This window comes from Sporosarcina psychrophila, from assembly GCF_001590685.1.
GTDB lineage: Bacteria > Bacillota > Bacilli > Bacillales_A > Planococcaceae > Sporosarcina > Sporosarcina psychrophila.
Genome location: NZ_CP014616.1, coordinates 4,495,399 through 4,518,434, shown reverse-complemented (window position 1 = coordinate 4,518,434; position 23,036 = coordinate 4,495,399). Strand labels below are relative to the sequence as shown.

Genomic DNA, 23,036 nt, shown 5'->3' with positions numbered 1-23,036 from the left:
TATATAGTTAAACTATACCCTTTGAACCCTGCGATTATGCATCGAAACACGCTATTTCTTTGCAATGAACATAAAAAAGAGGATGGTGTATCACCCATCCTCTTTACGCTGTCGTTATTCTATTACCCTAGGCTTTTTAAGCGAAGCAATCACGGAACATTAAAGAGCATTACTGAATTTAGCAACCTCTTCGCATAATCATTTTTTGCAAGTAGTAGATTGGAGCTTTCTAATTCCTCAACAATTTCTCCTTGATATAGAAAAAGAATTCTATTGCAAATATTAGCGACGACCTGAAGATCATGAGTTATAAACAGGTAAGTCATATTCATGTCATCCTTGATATCGCGTAGTAGTTGAAGAATTTCCGCCTGACTCGAAACATCCAGGGAACTGATGGCCTCATCAAGAACAATAAATTTAGGCTTAGTTGCAATGGCACGTGCAATACAAACACGCTGAAGTTGTCCTCCGCTCAACTCATGCGGATATTTATGGATCATTGTAAGTGGGAGCCCGACTCTAGATAGGAGCTCAGCGATCCGTTCATCTAGATTTTTATTATCTCCTAGAGCAATTAGTGGTTCTGCAATTATACTTCGGGTTGTGAATTGTGGATTTACAGACGAGGTGTAATCTTGAAATACTACACTCATTTTCCCTTTATTCTTCTTAATCCATCTAGAAAAAGGTTCTCCCTCAATCATTACTCTGCCCCGACCTGGTTTCTCTAGACCAAGAATGATTTTGCTCAGCGTGCTCTTACCGCTTCCACTTTCACCAATTAACCCTAGACATTCGCCTTTTTTAATCTGAAGGCTAATATCGCTCAAAACCTCAGTTTTAGACTTTATAAAAAAACCACCGTCTTTATTATAGCTTTTTGATACGTTCTCAACGTTTACAAACATGATAATACTCCCGACGTCATAGATTGCTGAAACGGCTCTGTTAGGCTCAATCGGATATTGATTAAATACTTCGTGAAACCATGCTTCGGGGAGGAAAAGACTTCGTTAGTCTTTCCGTATTCTAGACATTTTCCATTTTGCATGACCAGCAATTCATCTGACAAATATTGAACAACCCCTAAATCGTGGGAAATGAAGATAATCGAAGTGCCTGTGAGTTCGCGTAGCAACTTGAATTGCTCTACAATATCACGTTGATTTATGGAGTCGATTGCTGTTGTGGGCTCATCGGCTATTATGATATCCGGCTCCATCATAATCACAATAGAAATCATTACTCTCTGTAGCATCCCTCCCGACAGTTGATGTGGATACATCTTCAAAACTTGCTCGGGATGATGGATATGTACACGATGCAACGCAACTTTTGCCATGTCTATAGCGAGCTTCTTTTTAACCCCTAAGTTTTCGCGAAATGTCTCACTCATTTGTCTGCCGATAGTATTGAGTGGATTAAAAGCTGTCATTGCATCTTGAAGAATCATACAGACTTGTTGTCCCCGGATTTTTCTCATCACCCCGTTTGATTGTCCGATTAAGTTCATTCCATTAAAAATGGCTTCACCCGTAACATCCAACCATGGGGAAGTTAAACCGAGGATTGCTCTTGCGGTTATTGATTTTCCACTTCCGCTTTCACCTACAATTCCGAGGCAGCTGTTCTCTTTAAGAGTGAAATTTAAATCTTGTACAATCTGCTGCCCACTTCTCGTGTCAATAACGGATAGCTTTTTTACTTCTAGTAAAGACATTCAAGCGACTCCTTTTCTTTTTCATCTGAAAGTGTTTAGGATTTATGGCTGAATGTAAGCTGTCGCCAAGGAAGTTGAACGCAGCAACGACAATTACAATTGCAAGTCCTGGAGCAAGCATATGTGCTGGATGGGTAATCATTACGTTTCTCGCTTCATTTAACATCATGCCCCATTCTGGTGTCGGAGCCTGTACTCCTAAACCTAGGAAGGAGAGTGCAGAGATATTTAAAACAACCCATCCCGTATCAAGGGTTGCAAATACCGCTACTTCGCCTGATACACCAGGAAGTAAATGTTTTCTCATAATATGTCCTGTGCTACAACCGGATACCTTAGCGAAGCGTATATAATCTTTGTCTATATATTGAATAACCACGGATCGGATCATACGTGTATACCAAGCCCATTTGGCAAGGATGTTGGCAATTACCACATTTAACAAGCCTGGTCCAAGGACCCCTACAATCGCTAAAATCATGACTTCTGATGGAAAAGACAGCATAATATCACAAAATCTCATTATAATTTCGTCTACTTTCCCACGGAAGAACCCTGAAATAATTCCAAGCAATGTTCCAATCGTAATCGTAATGCACATTGTAACCAAAGCGAAAAAGACGGTTGTACGAATTCCAAATAAAAGTCTGGATAAAATGCATCGTCCTAATTGGTCTGTTCCTAATGGGTAGGTTTGGCTGACTCCTGCATATTTCTGAAGGATATTCATTTCTAACGGATTATGAGGTGCAAGAATGGGAGCGAAAATACCGGCAGTAATAACCAAAAGTAACAATGATAAGCAAAGAATGGCCAATTTATCAGTCTTTAAACGTCTCCAAACATTCATACTATAATTCCTTTCTCATGCGTGGATCAAGCATTGTATTAAGAATATCAACTAGAAGATTACATATAACGAACAGCACGCCCATAATTAATATGTAAGCTTGGATAATTGGGAAATCCGAATTAAAGATTGCAGTAACGCATAATCGTCCAATACCTGGCCAAGCAAAAACATTTTCGACAATAACCGTTCCAGCAATCAGCTTAGGAATCGACATTCCTATGGCGGTCATGGAAATTTGAAGAGAGTTTTTAAAGACTTTTCTGGTGATTGTGCTTTCCTTTAAGCCACGAACCCTAGCATAAAGTACAAAGTTTTCACTTTTGTTTTTAATCATATTGTTTCGAATAAGGCGGACATAAGTTGAAATAAATCCTAAAGACAGCGTGACAGCAGGGAGAATAACAGAACTTGGCCTTTCCATACCGCTAGTGTCGAACCAATTCAGCTTGACAGAAAAGAGCCAGATAAGAAGAATTCCTATCCAAAAACTTGGCATGGCTGTGGAGATGAAAATCAATGCGCGCATCACTTTATCACCGATGCTTCCTTCGTAAATGGCGCACAGCATGCCGATTATAATACTGAAGGAAAGAATAATAACTAACGCAATGAACGCGAGCTGGAGAGTTGCCGGCAGTGCAGTTGCCAGTTGATCAGCAACAGGCTCATGCGTTACATAACTGTTACCAAAGTCCCCTTGAAGGTTATTTCCGAGCCATGAAAAATACCGGACTAAATAGGGTTTATCAAGACCCAGTTCAATTCTCATTGCCTCTATCATGTCTTCTGTCGGTGTAACTTGGTTTACTCGCATTGCAATTTCTGCCGGATCGCTAGTTCGTAAGTTGATCAGTACAAATGCTAAAAACGAAATGCCAAGGATAATTGGAATGATAACTAGCACACGTTTTAATAGATATATTTTCAAGGATATTTCTCCTAACAAGATATTTTATCAAGTAAAATCCCCGGCCAATTCTCTGTCTATAAAAGCATAATCGGTGAGAATTCTATATCTATATAAACTGAGCGAAAGTGCTTGGCTTAGGGCGGGAGGCATCCCAGAGCGCTGTAGCGCCTTAAATGGGATACTTTATTTCAATACATTTATCTATCAAAGGATCGTTTGATTTTATTCTTCGAAGTACATTTTTTCAAAAGGAATTTCGTACTGTGAGACATTAAAATCAACTCCTTTTAGCGCCTTAGTATGAACGGCCTTTGTTACAGAATAGGTTAATGGTATATAAATATTCTCGGAGTGAATATACGTTAAGATATCCTTATACATTTGCTTACGATTATCTTCGCTTTGTTCACTCATAAGATCAGTGATGACTTGATCCAGCCATTCCTTTTTCTCAAGCCCTACTTGTGCTTGATAATCGGCATGAGAAGGCACTCGCCAAGACGATACATAAGTTTGTGGATCATAAGGCAGTCCCCATGATAGTGAATACATTAAATCGAAATCTCCTGTTTTTTGTCGGTCAAAATAAGCTTGTTTCTCTTCTCCAATGATTTTAAGACTGGCACCAACTTGTTTTAAATCATTCTGCATTGATTCACTGATTGTCCGTTCCTGAGCGTTATCGGAGTTATAGTAAATTGTAATCTCAAGCTTTTTGCCATCTTTATAACGGTATCCATCTTTATCAATTTCCCAGCCGGCTTTTGCTAGCAATTCATTTGCTCTGTCTTCACTATATTCTTGTTTTAATAAGTTCACATCGGCATAGGGGACAGATGGTGCAAGGAGGGTATCAGCTACTTGCTCCGCCCCATTTAGAATTCCCTCTGCAATCATTTGTTTGTTAATCGCAGATTGGAATGCTTCGCGAACTATTGGATCTTTTGTAATCGGTTTTTGTGAATTTAAGACAATTGCTCGAGAACCGACTGGACGGCTAACAGCGGTGCTGTATTTGTCTTGCTCAGAAAGCGCCTTGAAAGAATCGTTATCTACCATATCTCCATCGGAACCAAATAGTAGGTCGATTTCACCTTTTTCCAAGGCTAGAAGTATGGTTTGGTGATCGGGCATAACTTTCCATTTAATGGATTTGATTTTCGGCTTATCGCCCCAGTAGTTGTCATTCTCCGTAAATACGGCATATTGATTTTTTTTATGCTCTGTCAACACATAAGGACCTGTACCTGCATAGCTACTAACTCCATTAGCTGTTGTTCCGGCGATAAAACTTTTGGGTGAAATAAACCGAAAGGGGCGAGTCAGGCCGAGTTCTTCTAGTGTAGGATAATAGGGATTCTTCAGTGTTAACTGGAATGTATACCTATCCACAGCTTTTGTTTCTTGGATTTCAGCCACAAGATTCAGCCATGCATTTTTTTCAATATTTTCTACTACAGCATCTACATTCATCTTTACAACTTCCGCATTAAAGGGCTCACCATCTGTAAAGACAACTCCTTGCCTTAGATAGAAAGTATATGTTAAACCATCCTCCGAAATATCCCAGTTTTCAGCTAAGGCAGGTTTTATCCCTTCATCCGTATTAATTACCAGAGATTCAAATACAATGTTTTGGGCTGGCATTTCACCTGTATAGAGATGCGGGTTAATGTCTCGAATATCTTTTGTACTTGCAAAGACAAGGTCATTAGTAGACTTAGCTTTGGAGGTCGGGACATTGCCGTCCTTTTTATCGAAGCAAGCCGAGAGTAAAATTACAGTTAGTATGAGTAGGAATATAGAATAACTTTTTTTGTTTTTCAAAGCATAGTCTCCCTTTAGTTTTTGTATTGCAGATTCCTTTATCAAATCGTAATCATTACGATTTGATAATTAGCTTAGCATGAAAAATATATCGATGCAATATCTATTTAGGAATTCAGAGGGGGCCAACCACCAAAACGGTATGGTGAAATATATGCAAGCGTTCAAAAAAAAAAGACCGTCTCTTGACGGCCCGCTCAAAAAAAAGTTATTATTCTACGATCTCAAAGCTCTCCAACATATGGTGGAACCTTGCTCCGTGGCCTTCCGCAGCTTCGAGGAAATAGTTTTCTGTAATGATGTAGCTACCGTCTTTGCCGTTGCTGATGACATAGGCATGAACAACTTTAGCATCCCAATCGCTACCGTTCAATCCGTGTAATAAATAACCTTCAACTGGTTCTGTCACTGTTTCGACTGCTCTTAGCTCCGGGAAGTCTTTCTTTAACTCGGCTTCAAACTTTTTAACGAGATCTTCGGGTTTCTGATCAGCTACTTGTTTAATTTCCATTGTCACTTCCGGGTACTTTTCTGGAAGGGGTTCAATTGTTGTAATGACGTCTGCTTTATCGCCATTGATCATTTTATAGCGTGTTTCATCGACATAGATGATGTACTCGGAGTTTCCACCTTCATTTAAATTAACGTCGGTTTTTTCGTCCTGTCCTTCAATGCTTTGAGTAATTTCCTTTTCTGGGACGAACATGTCTTTAATACCTTTCATGAATGCCATTCCTGTATCCGTTTGTAAACTGAATGCGATGACAAGGGCGGCGGCAGTTGTAATGATAATTGGAATTACACGATTTTTCTTTTTCATTTTCTTCACATCTCCTCTGTTAACGTTCTCTTCGCTGAATAGTTCTTTTTCTAGACCGTTCCATATTTCATCTTTTAGACCAAGCGTTTCTTGCTCAGTCCGTTTATCGAGAGCCTCTTTTGCTCGTTCGTCGAAGTTACTCATTGTGATCCCTCCTCCTTATTCGTCGGGTCTAACTGTTCTTTTAGTCGTTTTCTCCCTTTAAACAACCGTGACTTTACTGTATTGTGATTTAACCCTAGAATGTCCGCAATTTCTTTTTCGGTAAAGCCCTTCACATACTTTAATATGATTGGAATTCGGTGTATGTCATCAAGCGATTGAATCGTATCGTATAAATCGGATAGCTGATTGAAAGATTCTTCGGCAAGAGATGGGTCATTTTCCAAGTCGGGATGTTCAAATTTTGAAAGAGGGGACTCTTTCTTTAGGTAACGAAGACATTCATTCATTAAAATCCGGTAAAACCACGGGTCAAAGGGCAATTCAGGGTTGTAGCTACCGATTTGCCGATAGACGCGGATGAACGTTTCTTGTACCGCATCTTTGGCCATTTCACGGTTGCGCGTAATAGCAGAAGCCGTTCGAATTGCGTAGTCTGCATATGCTTCGTAAAATTCGCGAAACGAGTCTTTGTCACCGGTCTGTATGTTTCGTATCAATTTTTCTATCTCCACTCGGGTTTCACTCCTTCCAAAACAACGGTATTTTGTTGCTCTTACTATACTTACCCTTAGAAACACTAAAAAGTTTTCAGGGAAGAAATTTAATTTGCAAAGTTGAGTCGAATGATAGATGTGAATCGTGGGTATCGTGTAGAATACATGTTAAAGAATGGAATATGTAAAAAAGAGGAGAGAACTTGATGAAAATTGTAGCGATTGTCGGGAGTTTACGAAAAGATTCATTCAACATGCAGTTAGTAAAAACGGTTGAAAAGAGATACAGTCACCTTTTCGAAATAGAAATTGCGGATATCGGAAATTTGCCGTTCTACAATGAGGATGAGGAAAAGTCACCTTCTGAGAAAGTACAAAACTACAAGAAAATGGTTGCTGATGCGGATGCTGTACTCATTAGCACACCTGAATTCAACTGGTCCATGTCGGGCGTTTTGAAAAATGCATTGGAATGGCTATCCAGAGTGGACAAGCCGATAGCAGGTAAACCGGTATTGCCGATGGGAGTTTCTCAAGGAGTGTTAGGGACGGTTAGAGCACAATTGCACTTGCGACAAGTATTAGGGAGTATCCAAGCAACTACACTGCCTCCTGCGGGAAATGAAATATTCATTGGCTCAGCCGGACAAAAGTTCCAAGATGGTTATCTGACAGATGAAGGCACTCTCAAGTTTTTGGATTTAGTCGTTGATAAGTTTGTTACTTTCGTAAAAGAGCAAGAAAGTAAATAAAGAAAACCGCCTTTTCGATTTCTAATGGATAGAAAACGAAAGGGCGGTTTGTATAGTGAAAGAAAGTCACGTCTGTTGATTAACCACTTTCTTGCATAAAGAGCAGGTAAGAAAGGCTTGAAAAACGCCATTTTCACTTGATCATTTCCGGTCCGCTTTCAGCGAAATAGTCATGACAACTTTACCGAGGGGAGAGTGTGGCTAGAAATGACTTCGTCATTCCTAGCCACACTCTTTTCAGTAATTCTGTTACGAATAGTTGCCTGTCGCGTTCCTACAACGTTTAAGTGAAAAATACAGCTACTTTTGAAAAAAGAGTAGATGACTCTTTAGAAAGGTTGTAAGTGCCCGAAGATACAATTTCGGGCACTCTAGTACTTTGTACAAGGTGTTCCTTGCTTACTATTAGTAAAGAGTATGCACCTTATCATGCGATGGACTATTATAAGAAAGTGACTCTTCCTTAACTAAAAAAGACAAGACTAAGGAGAAGGCTTCAGCCGCCAAAATTGTATTTTTGGCGGCTACTATTCAGATAAGAAGCCCCGCTATTCTTTCGTCCCGAAAAGTTTTAGCACTTTGTGTATATATGCATTTGGAGCGCGACGGATGAATAAGCACCATACGTATTCCTACACATCAAGACATCTCGTTAATCGTATAGGGGTCGTTCAATCCAAAGCGATCCAAAGTAATTGTACAAGAAGTGCCTAGTGTTGGATTTAGTTATTTACTGGTTGTTTTTGGTTAATCAACACTTGTAAAAGAAAATATAAGTTTTTCACCTGGAGTGATGTCTAGACTCCGGCGCTTTTCTTAGTTATACAATTTTCACCATATGATGAAAAGGTTCACCAATGATTGTCCAGGGTGAGACGATTTCATAACCAAGCCGTTTGTATAGACGGATAGCTGGTTCTTTTTGTGTTTCGACGTTTAAAGAAAGCTTTGTACTGTATTTTTGTTTCGCGACTTCTTCTGCGTACTCAAACAACTCCGTACCGATTCCTTTACCGCGAAATGCAGGATCAATACAAACTGTATCGATGTAAAGTTCGTCAGCTAACGATTCCGCTTCGACTTCAGAGTTAGTAGCACCTTTTTTAGCAAGCCACTCACTTAAATTTTGATCGAGTTCAGGGGCATCTGCGCCTGCATACAACACCATAATACCTGCTACTTTTCCATCCAGCTCGGCAATATATGTATAGAGATGGGAGTGTCGGTTATCCTCACGCTTGAAAAGTACGCATAGTTCCTGCTCTACCTTGTCCCATTCTGTTTCGCCTGTCATTCTTTTAGCGATATCACCGATTGCGTCGATAATAAGCGGTGCAGCCTGTTCGGCATCAGTCGGTTGTGCTTGTCGAATTGTTATGTCCATTATTAAAAACCTCCTTCTACATCCTCTATTATATCAAATACTACCTGTTGTAAAGAAAACAACCCACCTGCAAGTGCAGTGGGCTGTTGAAACTATCAGTTGTATTTCAATCTTCTCTGCGCAATGGTCGGTAACGTCATACCAATTACGATAATAATAATACCAATTACTTGAAAAATTGTCAGCGCTTCGCTCAGTAAAATAACGGACGCGGTGACAGCAACGGGAAGTTCTGCTGCGCTTAAAATCGATGTCATCGCAGTCCCAACTTTCGGCACTGCAATTGAGAAGAGGTAAATTGGAATGACAATCCCGAACAGTCCTAGGATCAAACCGTATACCCATAAATTTTCGTTAAACAACGTACCGTTCCAGACGATTTCGGGCGATTGGAAAAAGAAGATTGCAATTGCTGCGAAAAACGATGTGAACAGTAGACGCGTTTCCGTATCCATTCCTTCAACTTGTCGTGAATTAATCATAACGAATGATGCAAAGCTGACAGCTGAAGCCATTCCCCATGCCCAACCTTGCCAAGGAATTCCGCTAAGATCTGCATCGATAATACCGGCTGCAAGAATTGTACCGCCGAAAAGGAAAAGAAGTGAAATGACTTCAATCCGTTTTGGAAGGCGTCGTTTCGCGATACAGTCGAACAGCATTCCTACCCAAGTGAATTGGAATAGCATAACAACCGCAAGAGAAGCAGGCATGTATTCAATGGCTTGGCCGTATACCGTACCAGTCGTTGCAGTAAATAACCCTGCAAGAAGGAGTGTCACACCACCGCCAAACTTTGGGACTTTACGTCGTACAAAGACGAAGATAAGTAGAGCTATGAAAAAACCGACAAAGTATTGGCTCGTTACTGCTTCAGCAGCAGTGTAACCATCTTGAATCGCGAGTTTAATAATTGTTGAAAGAATACCATAACAGCTTGCTGCAAAGACGATAAGTAGTGGATAAATCCATTGTTTCATAAGAAAATCCTCCCGTTCCATCCAAACAGTATACCACGATTAGGGAAAGAATTACAGGTCAGAGGTCAGACAACTAACAAGAATTTAAATTTTGGGGTGTAATGATTCGATTATAAAGTCACGTCTGTTGAATAACTATTTGTTTGTATAAAATACTGGTGAGTAGGGCTTGGAAAAATCCGTTTTCACTGGATCATTTCCGGTTCGCTTTCGGCGAAATTATCACGACACTCTTTTCAGTAATCCTATTGCGAATAGTTGCCTGTCGCATCCCTACATATCCAGACATCTCGGTAATCGTATAGAAGTCATTCAATCCAAAGTAAATTATATACGTAGCGCCCAGTGGGTGATCATGTTATTCACTAGTTACTTTTGGTTAATCAACAGGCGTGTTCCGAAAGCGCCGAAGGGGATTGGAAGAAATTCTTTATTTCAACTTTTAAAGCGATATATTTCCGTACTCTTCCTGTAAATCGTGTTCCATGATACGATTGGGAAAAATAAAGTGATAGGGTGTACATTCATGATTGATGCGAATAAAAAACATGTTTTAATTTACGGCGATGCATTCGTCGATTATATAGCGGAAGACCAGTCCAATTCAACATTCACGACGTTTCTTGGCGGAGCAACGGTCAATGTGGCAGCGGGTATTTCTAGGCTTGGCGCTTCGTCCGCATTCATCACCGTGACAGGAGATGACGAAACTTCCGAATTTGTTCGGAATGAATTGAGGAAAGAAGGCGTCGACTTGACGTTTGCTAAACTGGAGAATGACAAACGGGTGAGTGGCGTGTATGTCCATTTGACGGATGACAACGACCGTATTTTTCATACATATATAGATGAGACGCCTGATATCCAGGTAGAAACTACTGATTTGTCTATAGAGGCATTTCAAGATGCTTCCGTATTGCATATTTGTTCGGGCACAATGTTTCATTTAACAGCTCTACAAACGACGCGGGAAGCGGTACGTCTAGCTAATAAGTTTGGAGTGCCTTTGTCATTAGACGCAAATATCCGCCCGCTAAGGTGGAAGAGTGAAGCGCATTGCCGTGAGACAATCATGTCATTTGTTGAGAACACCAATCTGCTGAAACTGACCGAAGAGGAGCTTTTTTTCCTAACGGAGACAGATACGTTGAAAGATGGAATCCTCAAGTTAGCACCTTATCGGATTCCTGTAATACTCGTCACCGCGGGTGAGCTCGGTACGTTTGCTGTCATTGACGGCAGCATGACACATGTAGGCGTTGAACCCATCATAGCTGTCGATACGACGGGAGCAGGCGATGCATTCATTGTAGGAATTCTTCGCCAAATCCAATTGAAAGGGAAACCAAAAACCCGCGATGAGTGGATTGACTATATTTCCTTTGGCAATAAACTCGGTGCACTCTGTGCAACAAAATCGGGCGCATTGTCGGCAATGCCTCGGCTTGAAGAAATAGATGAATAATGGAATCCTCCCTTTTTTATAGGGAGGATTTTTTATTTGATATTCCAATTAACTAAATAGTGGTGCATATTTAGAATTATCACTATTTTTAACTATTAAAGGGGATGGGATTAAATGAATAAGAGAATAAAACTGCTATTTTCAGTCTTGATGATGTTCACGCTAGTTGTGCTGACAGCTTGTGGAACCGATACGAAGGATGCGGGCGACAAAGAAACAGGAGCAGATGGCCCGGTAAAGGCTAAAATAGGTGTCATTTCTTATTTAACTGGACCAGGAGCTGGCTATGGAGAAGCAATTACGAATGGCTTGAAACTGGCCAATAAAGAACTTAAAGAAGCAGGGGAAGTTGACCTGGAATTAAAGATTGAAGACTCAGCTGGTAAACAAGAAGAAGCATTATCAGCTGCACAGAAATTGATGAACTCAGATAATGTCGATGCAATTATTGGGCCTACGCTTAGTACAGAAATGTTTGTTGTTGGACCTGAAGCAGATTTAAATGGTGTTCCAATCATGGGGACTTCAAATACGGCTGAGGGGATTCCTCAACTTGGGGATTATGTATTTAGAAACTCAATCCCTGAGACACTAGCGATTCCAGCGTCAGTACAAAAAGCAATTGAAAAATATGATGTTAAAAAAGTAGCGATTTTATATGGAAATGACGATGTATTTACAAAAGCGGGTTACGATGTAATGAAAAAAGTAGCAGAAGACTTAAATCTGGAGGTCGTTACGACAGAAACATTCCAGTTAGGTCAATCCGATTATAAAGCACAATTGACGAAAATAAAGAACTTGAACCCGGATTTGATTCTTGCATCTGCTTTGTATAATGAAGGTGCGGTAATTTTAGACCAAGCTAGAAAAATGGGGCTTGATGTTCCATTTGTGGGTGGGAATGGATTCAACTCACCGGAAGTTATCAAAATTGCTGGAGATGCATCCAATGGTTTAATCGTTGCGACACCGTGGTTTGCTCAAAAGGATGACGAAAAAGTAAAGAACTTTGTTAAAAACTATACAGAAGCATATGGAGTTGAACCAGATCAGTTTGCTGCACAAGCTTATGATGGATTGTATCTAATGGCTGAAGCGGTTAAAAATGCAGGTGTAGCTGACCGCGATGAAATTCGCGATGCGTTAGCAACACTCAAGGATTTTAAAGGTGTATTGGGCACAATGTCATTTGATGAAGACGGAGATATTGTCATGGAACCAACTGTATTAATTATTGAAGGTAATGAGTATGTAGTGTTCGAATAAATGATTGGCAATCAGGTTGAGATGTTTGCAGCCTGATTGCATTTCTATTTGACTATTTAAAAAAGTTGAGAATGGATAAGGAGGGTGCACATTGCTAATTGAACAATTAATAAATGGTCTTACATTGGGTAGTATTTATGTTGTTGTTGCCCTCGGTTATACGTTGGTGTTTGGTGTCCTTAACATTGTCAATATGGGGCATGGGGAAATTTTTATGTTTGGTGCGTTTATGGGCGTTATTGTAACGAATAGTTTAGGTTTACCATTATACGTGGCCTTTTTGGTCGCAATTATTGTTACAGGTATATTAGGTTATTTCCTTGAGCGTTTTGCATTAAGACCACTGAGAGGTAAAGAGGGCGTGTCCCATCTTGCTCCGCTTATCAGTACGATTGGGGTATCTATTTTTCTTGAAAATGCTGCTCATCACTTTTTTGGAGCTGGAAATCATCCATTTCGGACAAGTTTTTCAGAGTTGAACATTACGATTGGTTCAACAACCGTCTATTATGTCCAAATTCTTATCTTCATTATTGCGATTCTATTAATGTTTGGACTCACATTTTGGCTATCGAAAACAAAGGCAGGCAAGGCATTACGTGCAAGTGCGGAAAATTTAGCTGTTGCAAGCCTACTGGGTGTTAATACGAAAAGGATGATTACACAAACAGTTATTATTGCATCTGCAATGGGTGGAATTGCTGGAATTCTAGTTGGGATTGCATTCAACTCAGTTAATCCACAAATGGGTTTATCATTCGGATTAAAAGGTTTAGCTATTATCATTCTTGGTGGTTTAGGAAACGTTCGTGGTGCGATGGCGGGCGGGTTAATATTAGGGCTTTCTGAAACGTTTTTAGTAGCTTATGGAAATTCAGGCTATCGTGATGCGATAGCGTTTTTAGCTATTATCATTATTTTAATTGTGAGACCACAAGGACTTTTCGGTACGGCAACATCGAAATCAAGGGGGTGATTATATGTTAAGCGAATTAATAAACCCATATTATTTGCAAGTTGCAACTTTTATTTTATTGAATATTATCCTTGGTGTTAGTATTTACATAACACTTGGAACAGGGCAATTGTCACTGGGGCATGCAGGATTCATGAGTATAGGTGCATACACGTCGGCTATTTTAACGCTTAATTATAATGTACCTCTAATACTCGGTATTATTATTGCAGCTGTATTTACAGGTTTTATTGGCGTGTTAATTGGTTTTCCTGCCCTAAGGTTACAAGGCGTATATCTTGCGATTGCGACGCTTGGGTTTGGGGAGGTCATTCGAGTACTGTTTATCAATTGGGAAGGTTTAACAAACGGTGCTATTGGGATTCGGGGTATCCCTCATCTTGGGCGAGAGATTTTGAGTTTTAGTAACAGTTTAGGTTTTAGTCCGGAAATGATTGGATTGAAAAATAACCAATTTATAAGTTTAGCAGTTTTTCTTGTATTACTGATGATTAGCTTTGGCGTTATTTGGTTCTTTATTAGACAAAGTAATTCTAGAATTGGGCGTGCATTTGCTTCTATTAAAATGGATGAAGAGGCATCGGAAGCAATGGGTATTAACATTACATACTATAAGATTCTAGCATTCGGTCAAGGAGCGCTACTTGCTGGATTTGCAGGTGCATTATATGCACATTTAACGGCTTATATTAGTCCATCAGATTTCGATTATCATCGTGCTGTTGAAATTCTGATCTTTGCTATATTTGGAGGAAGTGAAGTTATTTGGGGACCGATATTCGGTGCTATTTTCCTTTCAACAATGCCAGAGTTTTTGCGTGTTATCAGCGAGTATCGGTTCATGATTTACGGTGCACTCCTTGTATTGATGATGGCGTTCCGGCCACAGGGGCTCATTGATATGAATGTCGTCAATTGGATTAAACGTCCAAGATTAAAGAAGAAGGAGGGAAAACATGGTACTGGAAATAAAAAAGATAAGTAAAAACTTTGGTGGGATTCAAGCATTGACAGATGTTTCTTTTTCAATAGAACAAGGAGAAGTGCTTGGCTTGATAGGGCCAAATGGTGCTGGGAAAACAACAATGTTTAATATGATTACCGCCATGTTTCCTCCTAGTTCTGGTGAGATAGAATTTACAGGACAGTCGCTTGCAGGTTTGAAACCGCATGAAATTACGAAACAGGGCATTTGTCGTACATTCCAAAACATCAGACTCTTTTCAGAGTTAACTGTTCGCGAAAATGTAATGGTAGGAAATCACTGTCGTCTCACTACTGGTGTTTTGCAAAGTGTGTTTCGGACGAAATATCAAAAGCAAGAAGAGGAAAATGTTCTGAAAAGCTCGGATGAGATTCTAGAAATTGTTGGATTGTCAGAATACAGTCAAACGATTGCGAAAAACCTTGCTTACGGTCAACAACGTAGATTAGAAATTGCAAGAGCTTTGGCAAGTCGACCTAAATTATTGCTTCTTGACGAGCCAGCTGCTGGAATGAATGAAAAAGAGACAAATGATTTGTTTGATTTGATCAAGAAAATTCAAGCGCTAAATATAACTATTTTATTAATTGAACATGATATGCCACTTGTTATGCGGATTTGTAGCCGTATTGTGGTATTGAACTTTGGAAAGAAAATTGCGGAAGGTACACCGAGCAGTATTCAAAACAATAAAGAAGTAATTGAAGCCTACCTCGGGGTTGAGGAGGAAGATGAGCTTGCTTAAACTACAGAATGTCAGTACTTTTTACGATAAGATTCAGGCATTGAAAAGCGTTGATGTAACGGTTGAGGAGGGGACGATAGTAACCATCCTCGGTGCAAACGGTGCGGGGAAAACAACGATGATGAATACGATTGCAGGTTTATTGAAACCGAAAGAAGGTAGTATTCATTATTTGGGTAAGGATGTAACTGGACAACGACCTGATCAGCTTTTAAGAAAAGGGTTAGCTTTAGTTCCAGAAGGACGAGGTATTTTAGCTTCCATGACCGTTTTAGAAAACTTAGAAATGGGAGCGTATCATCGAAATGACGCTGAAGTGAATGCTGATTTTGAAAAGGCGATGGATCGATTTCCAATACTGAGGGAAAGACAATCTCAGCTAGGAGGTACACTTTCAGGCGGCCAACAACAAATGCTGGCGATTGCGCGAGTAATTATGTCTAAGCCCAAGTTACTTTTACTTGATGAACCATCGATGGGACTGGCCCCATTAATCGTTGCAGATATCTTTAAAATAATTAAAGAGATTAATGAAGCAGGAACGACTGTTTTGCTGGTTGAACAAAATGCACGTCAGGCTTTAAAAGTTGCGGACTATGGCTATGTGCTTGAGACAGGTAAAGTGGTCGCGAGTGGTAACGCGAAAGAGCTGCTGCAAGATGATACGATAAAAAAGGCTTATCTAGGACATTAATAATTTTGAAGTACATTGACGGTAACGATTTTTGTTGCCGTTTTTTTGCGTTGAACTTTCAATCCAAAGTAATTCAAAAGCACCTGTACATAGAGTGCTTAGTGTTTCATCACAAAAATAAGCAGTACTTTACTGGTTAATCAACACACGTGTGAAATTGCTATACTATATTTACCATTAACAAATAGAAAAATTGTGAAATTAACGGTTGAACTCTCAAGTATTCCTCGGCTATCTGCATTTGAATTTACAGAAATGGTTGCGTGGCTAAGCAGGTGTCATAAGGCAAGCAAAAAATACATAGGAATTTGTCGGTCTAGGAGAAGCGATGAACGAAAAGACGGATACTTTTTCCGGGGGAATGAAACAGCTATTATTACGTAGGCGATTGTCCATAAACCAAAACTGTACCCCAATCACATTATATGAATGGGGTACAGTTTTTTACTGTTTTTTAAGTCCAGAGCCGCGGAATTTCTCTTCGCTGGATGAATTACTTTTGGAATCGTGATGATGTTTCTCTTCCCGTTCTTCCAATTTTAAATCTTCCAGAGGAATAGAGTCGACAGTCTTCATATCTTCATGCATATCGTAAATGCTTTCCTTATCAGTTCGGAGGTTTTCGGGATTATCCATGTATGGTCCTTCAGCATCCTTTCGGTCACGTTCAGTAAATACTTTTTTGTTAGTCATCAAAAACAGACTCCTTTCATCTTCGAGTTTGCCGTGGAATATTCTCTTGTCCTTATGTTATTCACTCTTTTACAGAAACTAAACATCCGATTTGATGGAGCAGTGCGTTTCTTAATGGTTTGGACGGGTACAATAAGAAACAAAGGCAATATCATCGAAAAGGAGGAATTTTGTAAAATGGAAAACAAGAAGTATATCGGTACATTTCATTCCATTGATACAGTTTTATATAAAATTACAGAATTGAAAGTGCAAGGCTATGATGAAAGTGATATGTATGTTGTTACCAATGAAGAAGATAATATTTCAATGCTTCGGGGACAGACCGATGCCGAACTCCTCGGTACAGCAGATGATAATTGGTTAGATCGTTTTAAACTGTTTTTGGGCGGTGAAGAACCCATTCTGAATGCTTTTTCACGCATGGGGTTTTCAGAACAGCAATCAAGGGGCTATTACAATGAAGTTAAAAATGGTGGCGTTGCTCTATTCGTTAAAAGTAAGGCACTGGATGAGATGGATAGTAGTACAGAACGTGGCCTGAGCGGAGAACCATTGGATGGTCAGGGTGGAAACCAACAAATGATCGATAATGACGGTACGGTCCCACGCCTCAATACAAGAAACTTATGAGTGGCAGAAGACGGCTGTTTACCCATTGCAAACAGCCGTACTATTTATATATATGTTGAACAAATGAATACCTAAATAAACTAAGCGGAGGCGCCTTACAAGGGGATCTTTATTTCAACTTAAATAGTTGTTATTACGGTTACCCTATTAGTTTCGCAAAATTTACATTCACGCCTTAATAATTTCACACTACCTCAACAAATTAAAAAGCCCCCTCCGTCTAAAAAAGGGGGACATACAGTCATATAATCAAAAGAATGATGCATATTGATACACTTATTCCAATTTCTTAACAGGTATGGACTTATAGCTATCACTGTTTGATAGATGACTTACTTTTTAAAGATTATCGATTGTTATTATCGGAAACTTTATCTTTTAGTTCTCCGATTTTCTTTTGCGCTTCGCCTTTTAACTTATCAAACTTACCTTCAGCTTGTAGTGAAGGATCATTTGTGGCATTGCCTATCTGATCCTTTGTTTCACCTTTCACTTTGTTTACTGTCCCTTTGACTTTGTCTGAGAAACTACCGTTTGTCATTGTAAAGCCTCCTTTTTATTCTTGTTAGGTAATAGATACCCTGCATGAAAAAACATTAAACATGGGAGAAAAAAATAATACTCAATGGTATTTGTTCAGAATAGGTTCAAAAGGTCTAATTTATTGTATAAAAAGGTGACTAAACTTATGTACCCAACCTTCGATATATTACATATAATATAGGTAGATACAAAATAGTGGGAGGAGATGGGATGATTAGAAAAGGTCGATTTGCTTTATGGGATAAAAGGGAATTTGAACTGGCTTCTTATCAACGACAATACTATTTGCAATCGGCGGATCCTTTAGACTTGAAAAACGGGTTCGTGAAGAATGGATCTAACCATGTTTATATTAAGACTATTTCCGTCGAGGAATTAGAGGATGCGTATGAAGTCATTCCATATGGGATGATTGAAGGCTACCGTTTTGCAGTAGAAGGATATGATGAAAAGACTGGGAAAGTTGCATTGGTAACAAACAATCCATTTGTCAAAGAACGGATCGAAGTGCGTCCTTATGGGGAATTTCAATACATAATAGAAATACTTCTTGAAGATATTGTAATTGAGGAAGATCGGGTTCCTATACTTGGATTTGATGGTTTATACACATAAAAAGGCAATTGTGCATGTCGATAAGACAACACGATTGCCTTTTTATTGTTTTAATAGCTGTAGTACGGACTGGGCTTGTTGCATGTGCATAGCGAGTACGTATTGACCGGCCTGAAGTAGAATGTTTGCTTTCGTGAGTGCCATCATTTCCTTTGCGATGTCGACATCTCTTATGCGGGATTCGGCTGCGATTAAGTTTTCTTCCATGACGAGTGTATTGTTGTAAGCATGTTCAAGCCGGTTTGTATAGGCACCTATTCTAGAGCGTTCTGAGGATACGTTTTTAATTGCATTGTCGAGTAATCCAATTGCATCATTGGCCTTGGATTGGGTTGAAATCGATGCGTCAGACAAACCGATTGTCTCTGCACTCATATCACCAATGAAAAATTCAATTGATTGGCCGGCATTCGCCCCAGCTTGAATCTTCAAGGAAGAGCGTGAACCGTCTAACAGTGGCAATGTATTGAACTCTGTATCTTTTGAAATACGAGTGATTTCCTTTTTTAGTTCTACAAATTCTAGAGAGAGGGCTTCACGATCGGAATCTGTCACTGTTCCATTGGCAGCCTGTACGCTTAGTTCACGCATCCGTTGCAGTATAGCGTGTGTTTCATTTAAAGCACCTTCAGCTGTTTGGAATAGGGAAATACCGTCTTGGATGTTGCGTCCCGCCATCGATAGACCTCGGATTTGCGCACGCATTTTCTCTGAAATTGCAAGGCCTGCTGGATCATCTGCAGCTCTGTTTATGCGCATACCTGAAGACAATCGCTCCATCGACCGCATTACTTGATTGTTTTGCATAGTCATATTGCGGATGACATTCATTCCTGTCGCCTGCCATATTCCAAGCATGGCACAACCTCCTCTTTAAATGTTATATCGGTGATAATTGAGAGATATTAACAAACCGTCATAATCATGTTTGAAAAGTGATGAAAAAGGGTAGCCCATAGAAATAGGTATCTGCTCAGAAAAAGTATAAAGATGGTTGAACAGTTTAATCATAGGGGGCGAAATGTGTGCTTGAATTTAAAAATGTGTCAAAGATTTATGCTGGAGGTAAAAAAGCTGTAGATAACTTAGATTTACATATCAATGCAGGTGAATTTATCGTCTTTATCGGTCCGAGTGGTTGTGGAAAGACGACAACTATGAAGATGATCAATCGATTAGTTAAACCCACAGAGGGTAAAATATTGATCAATGGAGAAAATATTATGGAAAAGAACATCGTGCAATTGCGACGTTCAATTGGCTATGTCATTCAACAAATTGGTCTCTTCCCCCACATGACCATTCGAGAAAATATTGCACTTGTCCCGCGGCTTATGAAGAAGTCGGTTGATGAGCGAAACAATAAGGCTGATGAGTTAATCGAACTTGTCAATATGCCTAAAGAATTCCTTGATCGCTACCCCCATGAACTAAGTGGAGGTCAGCAACAGCGTATCGGTGTACTTCGTGCATTAGCTGCTGATCCTCCCCTTATCCTTATGGACGAGCCTTTTGGTGCGCTAGATCCGATTACCCGCGATTCGTTACAGGCGGAATTCAAACATCTTCAAAGGACACTTGGTAAAACAATTATTTTTGTCACGCACGATATGGATGAAGCAATTAAGCTCGCAGATCGCATTGTAATTATGAAAGACGGAAAAATTGTTCAAATGGGAACTCCAGACGAAATTTTAAGAGATCCGGCCAATGAATTCGTAGAGGATTTCATCGGTAAAGACCGTCTTTTGCAAGCTCAACAACGTATACAGACGGTGGGACAAATTATGAACCCGAACCCCGTCTCCTTCAAAACGGAAGGGACACTGTCTCAAGCAGTTCAGCTTATGCGTGAGCGCCGTGTGGATTCGCTACTTGTCGTTGATGAAAACAATGTACTGAAAGGTCTGCTCAATGTCGAGATGATAGACAGGGGCCGCAATATGGAAACGCAGGTCAAGGAAGTCATGTCTACGGAATTGACCGTCGTTCAGGAAGATACGCTTCTTCGTGAAGCAACGCGAAATATTCTTATACGTGGATTAAAATACGTAGCTGTTGTCGATGAAGATCGGCGTTTGGTCGGCTTGATTACAAGAACGAACCTTGTGGATATCGTTTATGATTCCATTTGGGGAGAAAGCGAAGAGCAGACACTTGGTCAGGTGTAAAGGAGGTTTTTGAATGAACGGATTTATTGATTTTTTCTCTGAGTATGGAAGCCAGTTGGCAACGAAGACTTGGGAACATCTGTATATATCATTTATTGCACTTTTTCTTGGAATCCTTGTTGCAGTACCAATTGGAATAATGCTTACAAAAGTGCCGAAGATTGCTGGTTTTGTATTGGGAGTAGTTGGAGTTATCCAGACATTCCCTAGTCTTGCGATTCTTGCGTTCTTCATACCACTTCTGGGAATCGGGAAAACACCCGCAATTGTTGCTTTATTCCTTTATTCGATGTTGCCAATCCTTAGAAATACGTTTATCGGTGTGAAAGAGGTCAATCAGGATCTCGTGGAGGCAGGTAGGGGAATGGGAATGACGGCGTTTGAACGTACGATGAACGTTGAACTTCCTCTGGCAATTCCTGTTATTATGGCTGGTGTAAGGCTGTCTGCAGTCTACCTTATTGGATGGGCAACACTTGCATCATTCATTGGTGGAGGTGGGCTTGGGGACTTTATCTTTGATGGTCTGAATCTATTTAGGACAGACTTGATTATTGGTGGGGCGATACCAGTTACGTTGCTTGCGCTACTAGTCGATTTCCTGCTCGGTCGTTTTGAATCCTTCGCTACGCCAAAAGGACTTAAAGAAAGCAGAAAAGTGGTTTCTTAAGGAGGGAAAAAGAGTGTTCAGAAAAAGTATGAAAAGAATAGTACTTCCATTATTGGCCACCAGCCTGCTGATTGGGGGTTGTTCACTTCCAGGCCTCGGAGGAGGTAATGACACAATTCGAATTGCAACACTTACAAGTACGGAAACATCGACACTGGGTCATATGATTCGACTTATGATTGAAAAAGAAACAGATTTGAATGTTGAAATGGTGGAAAATTTAGGAACTTCAATCATCCAGCACCAGGCGTTGACGAGCGGGCAAGTAGATATTACAGCTGCACGCTACACGGGTACTGATATGTCGAGTATTTTAGAAGTAGAGCCCCTAGCAGATCCAGAAGAGGCAATGACGCTGGTCCAGGAAGAGTTTGATAAACGATTTGACCAGGTTTGGTACGATTCATACGGGTTCCAAAATACGTATGCGCTCACAGTAACAGCCGCCCTTGCTGAAAAAGAAGGACTTGAAACTGTCTCGGATATAGAAAAGATAGCTGATGATTTAACGCTGGGTGTAGACAACTCATGGTTGAACAGGGCAGGAGATGGCTATGAAGGATTCGTTGATACATATGGATTTACATTCGGAGAAGCATTGCCCATGTCTCTGGGGCTCGTCTACCAAGCGGTGAATAGTGGTAAGATGGATGTCGTTTTGGCCTATAGTACTGACGGACGTTTGAAAGCATTTAATTTGAAGACGCTTGAAGACGACAAGAAGTTTTTTCCGCCTTATGAATGTTCACCTGTGACGCGAAAAGATGTAATAGAACAGCATCCAGAAATTGATATAATCCTGAAAAAACTTGCAGGTAAAATAGACGGAGAAACAATGACACGTTTAAATTACGAGGCGGATGTTAATAAAAAAGAACCTGCAATCGTGGCACAAGAATTTTTGGAAGAAAACAATTACTTCAACTGAATCACGGGGGGTGAATGAATGGAAACGTTACAAGAACTTTGGTCATACTACACAGTGAATGGCACGTATGTGTGGGATCAGTTTGTCAGGCATTTCCTTATGTCTGCATACGGAGTCCTGTTCGCGGCGCTTGTTGGTATTCCAGTGGGTATTCTTATTGCCCGATACGGTAAATTGAGTGGATGGGTGTTATCGGTAACGAATATTATTCAAACTATTCCAGCCCTTGCAATGCTTGCTGTTCTAATGCTTGCGATGGGTCTTGGACCGAACACAGTTGTTATGAGTTTATTTTTGTACTCTTTGCTACCTATTATAAAAAATACGTATACAGGTATAAAAAGTGTAGAAAAACCTATTTTAGAAGCTGGTCGTGCAATGGGGATGACACGGACGCAGATGCTCTTCATGGTAGAACTTCCGCTATCGTTATCAGTTATCATGGCAGGTTTGCGGACCGCTCTTGTTATTGCAATTGGTGTGGCAACAATTGGAGCTTTTATCGGTGGTGGAGGACTCGGCTCCATTATTATTCGAGGGACGAATGTGACAGATGGAGCATCCATTATTTTGGCCGGAGCAATTCCAACCGCATTAATGGCGGTCATCGCGGACCTCTTTATGGGATGGCTGGAACGTGTTTTATCTCCAGCAAACAGAAAAGCTGTAGCAAAACAATCAACATCTACAAATACAGTGGCATGAAATCCCCCCTTTTCTTTGAGGGAATATAAGCCTGAA

At 40.1% G+C, this 23,036-nt stretch carries 25 protein-coding genes; 13 read left to right on the top strand and 12 right to left on the bottom strand.

Going from position 1 to position 23,036, the window contains the following annotated elements; all coding sequences use genetic code 11:
* Window positions 1–149 precede the first annotated feature (149 nt).
* The 7 genes from AZE41_RS21175 to AZE41_RS21145 all read right to left on the bottom strand — a co-directional run bounded on the left by AZE41_RS21175 (window position 150) and on the right by AZE41_RS21145 (window position 6,810).
* Window positions 150–911 carry an ABC transporter ATP-binding protein gene (locus tag AZE41_RS21175; protein ID WP_067213659.1) on the bottom strand — a complete coding sequence of 254 codons (762 nt, stop codon included), beginning with the start codon at window positions 909–911 and terminating at the stop codon, window positions 150–152.
* Window positions 902–1,723: an ABC transporter ATP-binding protein gene (locus AZE41_RS21170; RefSeq protein WP_067213658.1), complete on the bottom strand. Its 822-nt coding sequence runs from the start codon at window positions 1,721–1,723 to the stop codon at window positions 902–904. Before AZE41_RS21170 ends, AZE41_RS21175 begins: the two co-directional genes overlap by 10 nt.
* On the bottom strand, window positions 1,686–2,573 hold the full coding sequence (gene opp1C / locus AZE41_RS21165; RefSeq protein ID WP_067213657.1) for a nickel/cobalt ABC transporter permease: 888 nt from the start codon (window positions 2,571–2,573) through the stop codon (window positions 1,686–1,688). Before opp1C ends, AZE41_RS21170 begins: the two co-directional genes overlap by 38 nt.
* Window position 2,574: 1 nt before the next feature.
* Entirely contained in the window at window positions 2,575–3,504 is a 930-nt protein-coding gene (gene opp1B, locus AZE41_RS21160) for a nickel/cobalt ABC transporter permease (protein ID WP_067213656.1), read from the bottom strand.
* Between the two features lie 204 nt (window positions 3,505–3,708).
* Complete coding sequence (gene nikA, locus AZE41_RS21155; RefSeq protein ID WP_082786765.1) at window positions 3,709–5,313, bottom strand: nickel ABC transporter substrate-binding protein; 1,605 nt, start codon at window positions 5,311–5,313, stop codon at window positions 3,709–3,711.
* A 211-nt stretch (window positions 5,314–5,524) separates the two neighbouring features.
* Complete coding sequence (locus AZE41_RS21150; RefSeq protein ID WP_067213655.1) at window positions 5,525–6,277, bottom strand: hypothetical protein; 753 nt, start codon at window positions 6,275–6,277, stop codon at window positions 5,525–5,527.
* A complete protein-coding gene (locus tag AZE41_RS21145; RefSeq protein ID WP_231885741.1) occupies window positions 6,274–6,810 on the bottom strand; it encodes an RNA polymerase sigma factor in 537 nt (178 codons plus the stop codon). Before AZE41_RS21145 ends, AZE41_RS21150 begins: the two co-directional genes overlap by 4 nt.
* 188 nt (window positions 6,811–6,998) lie before the next feature.
* Between AZE41_RS21145 and AZE41_RS21140 the strand changes: the two genes are divergently transcribed.
* On the top strand, window positions 6,999–7,544 hold the full coding sequence (locus tag AZE41_RS21140; RefSeq protein WP_067213654.1) for an NADPH-dependent FMN reductase: 546 nt from the start codon (window positions 6,999–7,001) through the stop codon (window positions 7,542–7,544).
* Window positions 7,545–8,364: 820 nt separating this feature from the next.
* On the opposite strand, the gene AZE41_RS21135 is transcribed toward AZE41_RS21140, so the two are convergent.
* Both AZE41_RS21135 and AZE41_RS21130 read right to left on the bottom strand, forming a co-directional pair.
* Window positions 8,365–8,928 carry a GNAT family N-acetyltransferase gene (locus AZE41_RS21135; RefSeq protein ID WP_067213653.1) on the bottom strand — a complete coding sequence of 188 codons (564 nt, stop codon included), beginning with the start codon at window positions 8,926–8,928 and terminating at the stop codon, window positions 8,365–8,367.
* Between the two features lie 95 nt (window positions 8,929–9,023).
* Window positions 9,024–9,908, bottom strand: coding sequence for an EamA family transporter (locus AZE41_RS21130; RefSeq protein WP_067213652.1), 885 nt, complete (start codon window positions 9,906–9,908; stop codon window positions 9,024–9,026).
* Window positions 9,909–10,434: 526 nt separating this feature from the next.
* Here AZE41_RS21130 and AZE41_RS21125 point away from each other — a divergent pair.
* The 6 genes from AZE41_RS21125 (at window position 10,435) to AZE41_RS21100 (ending at window position 16,042) form a co-directional block, all read left to right on the top strand.
* The gene (locus tag AZE41_RS21125) at window positions 10,435–11,373 is read left to right on the top strand and encodes a carbohydrate kinase family protein (RefSeq protein WP_067213651.1); all 939 of its coding nucleotides are present in this window, start codon (window positions 10,435–10,437) and stop codon (window positions 11,371–11,373) included.
* A 114-nt stretch (window positions 11,374–11,487) separates the two neighbouring features.
* A complete protein-coding gene (locus tag AZE41_RS21120; RefSeq protein ID WP_067213650.1) occupies window positions 11,488–12,642 on the top strand; it encodes an ABC transporter substrate-binding protein in 1,155 nt (384 codons plus the stop codon).
* 91 nt (window positions 12,643–12,733) lie between these two features.
* Window positions 12,734–13,618: a branched-chain amino acid ABC transporter permease gene (locus tag AZE41_RS21115; protein WP_067213649.1), complete on the top strand. Its 885-nt coding sequence runs from the start codon at window positions 12,734–12,736 to the stop codon at window positions 13,616–13,618.
* Between the two features lie 4 nt (window positions 13,619–13,622).
* Complete coding sequence (locus AZE41_RS21110; RefSeq protein ID WP_067213648.1) at window positions 13,623–14,603, top strand: branched-chain amino acid ABC transporter permease; 981 nt, start codon at window positions 13,623–13,625, stop codon at window positions 14,601–14,603.
* Window positions 14,575–15,348 carry an ABC transporter ATP-binding protein gene (locus tag AZE41_RS21105; protein ID WP_067213647.1) on the top strand — a complete coding sequence of 258 codons (774 nt, stop codon included), beginning with the start codon at window positions 14,575–14,577 and terminating at the stop codon, window positions 15,346–15,348. The genes AZE41_RS21110 and AZE41_RS21105 overlap by 29 nt, the downstream gene beginning before the upstream one ends.
* On the top strand, window positions 15,341–16,042 hold the full coding sequence (locus AZE41_RS21100; RefSeq protein ID WP_067213646.1) for an ABC transporter ATP-binding protein: 702 nt from the start codon (window positions 15,341–15,343) through the stop codon (window positions 16,040–16,042). Before AZE41_RS21105 ends, AZE41_RS21100 begins: the two co-directional genes overlap by 8 nt.
* A 444-nt stretch (window positions 16,043–16,486) precedes the next feature.
* Here the strand turns inward: AZE41_RS21100 and AZE41_RS21095 are convergent, their stop codons facing one another.
* Window positions 16,487–16,735: a hypothetical protein gene (locus AZE41_RS21095; RefSeq protein ID WP_067213645.1), complete on the bottom strand. Its 249-nt coding sequence runs from the start codon at window positions 16,733–16,735 to the stop codon at window positions 16,487–16,489.
* Window positions 16,736–16,912: 177 nt separating this feature from the next.
* Between AZE41_RS21095 and AZE41_RS23115 the strand changes: the two genes are divergently transcribed.
* Complete coding sequence (locus tag AZE41_RS23115; protein ID WP_067213644.1) at window positions 16,913–17,368, top strand: YflT domain-containing protein; 456 nt, start codon at window positions 16,913–16,915, stop codon at window positions 17,366–17,368.
* Between the two features lie 346 nt (window positions 17,369–17,714).
* Here AZE41_RS23115 and AZE41_RS21085 read toward each other — a convergent pair whose 3' ends face one another.
* The gene (locus AZE41_RS21085; RefSeq protein WP_067213643.1) at window positions 17,715–17,909 is read right to left on the bottom strand and encodes a CsbD family protein; all 195 of its coding nucleotides are present in this window, start codon (window positions 17,907–17,909) and stop codon (window positions 17,715–17,717) included.
* Window positions 17,910–18,121: 212 nt separating this feature from the next.
* Between AZE41_RS21085 and AZE41_RS21080 the strand changes: the two genes are divergently transcribed.
* The gene (locus AZE41_RS21080; RefSeq protein WP_067213642.1) at window positions 18,122–18,526 is read left to right on the top strand and encodes a hypothetical protein; all 405 of its coding nucleotides are present in this window, start codon (window positions 18,122–18,124) and stop codon (window positions 18,524–18,526) included.
* 42 nt (window positions 18,527–18,568) lie between these two features.
* On the opposite strand, the gene AZE41_RS21075 is transcribed toward AZE41_RS21080, so the two are convergent.
* The gene (locus tag AZE41_RS21075) at window positions 18,569–19,384 is read right to left on the bottom strand and encodes a flagellin N-terminal helical domain-containing protein (protein WP_067213641.1); all 816 of its coding nucleotides are present in this window, start codon (window positions 19,382–19,384) and stop codon (window positions 18,569–18,571) included.
* A 167-nt stretch (window positions 19,385–19,551) separates the two neighbouring features.
* Here AZE41_RS21075 and AZE41_RS21070 point away from each other — a divergent pair, with 167 nt between their 5' ends.
* From AZE41_RS21070 to AZE41_RS21055, 4 genes are read left to right on the top strand one after another with little or no spacing between them, the layout of a single operon-like run.
* Window positions 19,552–20,697, top strand: coding sequence for a betaine/proline/choline family ABC transporter ATP-binding protein (locus AZE41_RS21070; RefSeq protein ID WP_067213640.1), 1,146 nt, complete (start codon window positions 19,552–19,554; stop codon window positions 20,695–20,697).
* Between the two features lie 13 nt (window positions 20,698–20,710).
* Window positions 20,711–21,367, top strand: a complete 657-nt coding sequence (locus tag AZE41_RS21065) for an ABC transporter permease (protein ID WP_067213639.1) — start codon at window positions 20,711–20,713, stop codon at window positions 21,365–21,367.
* Window positions 21,368–21,395: 28 nt separating this feature from the next.
* Window positions 21,396–22,295 carry an osmoprotectant ABC transporter substrate-binding protein gene (locus AZE41_RS21060; protein ID WP_067214104.1) on the top strand — a complete coding sequence of 300 codons (900 nt, stop codon included), beginning with the start codon at window positions 21,396–21,398 and terminating at the stop codon, window positions 22,293–22,295.
* An 18-nt stretch (window positions 22,296–22,313) separates the two neighbouring features.
* Complete coding sequence (locus AZE41_RS21055; protein ID WP_067213638.1) at window positions 22,314–23,000, top strand: ABC transporter permease; 687 nt, start codon at window positions 22,314–22,316, stop codon at window positions 22,998–23,000.
* Window positions 23,001–23,036 lie beyond the last annotated feature (36 nt).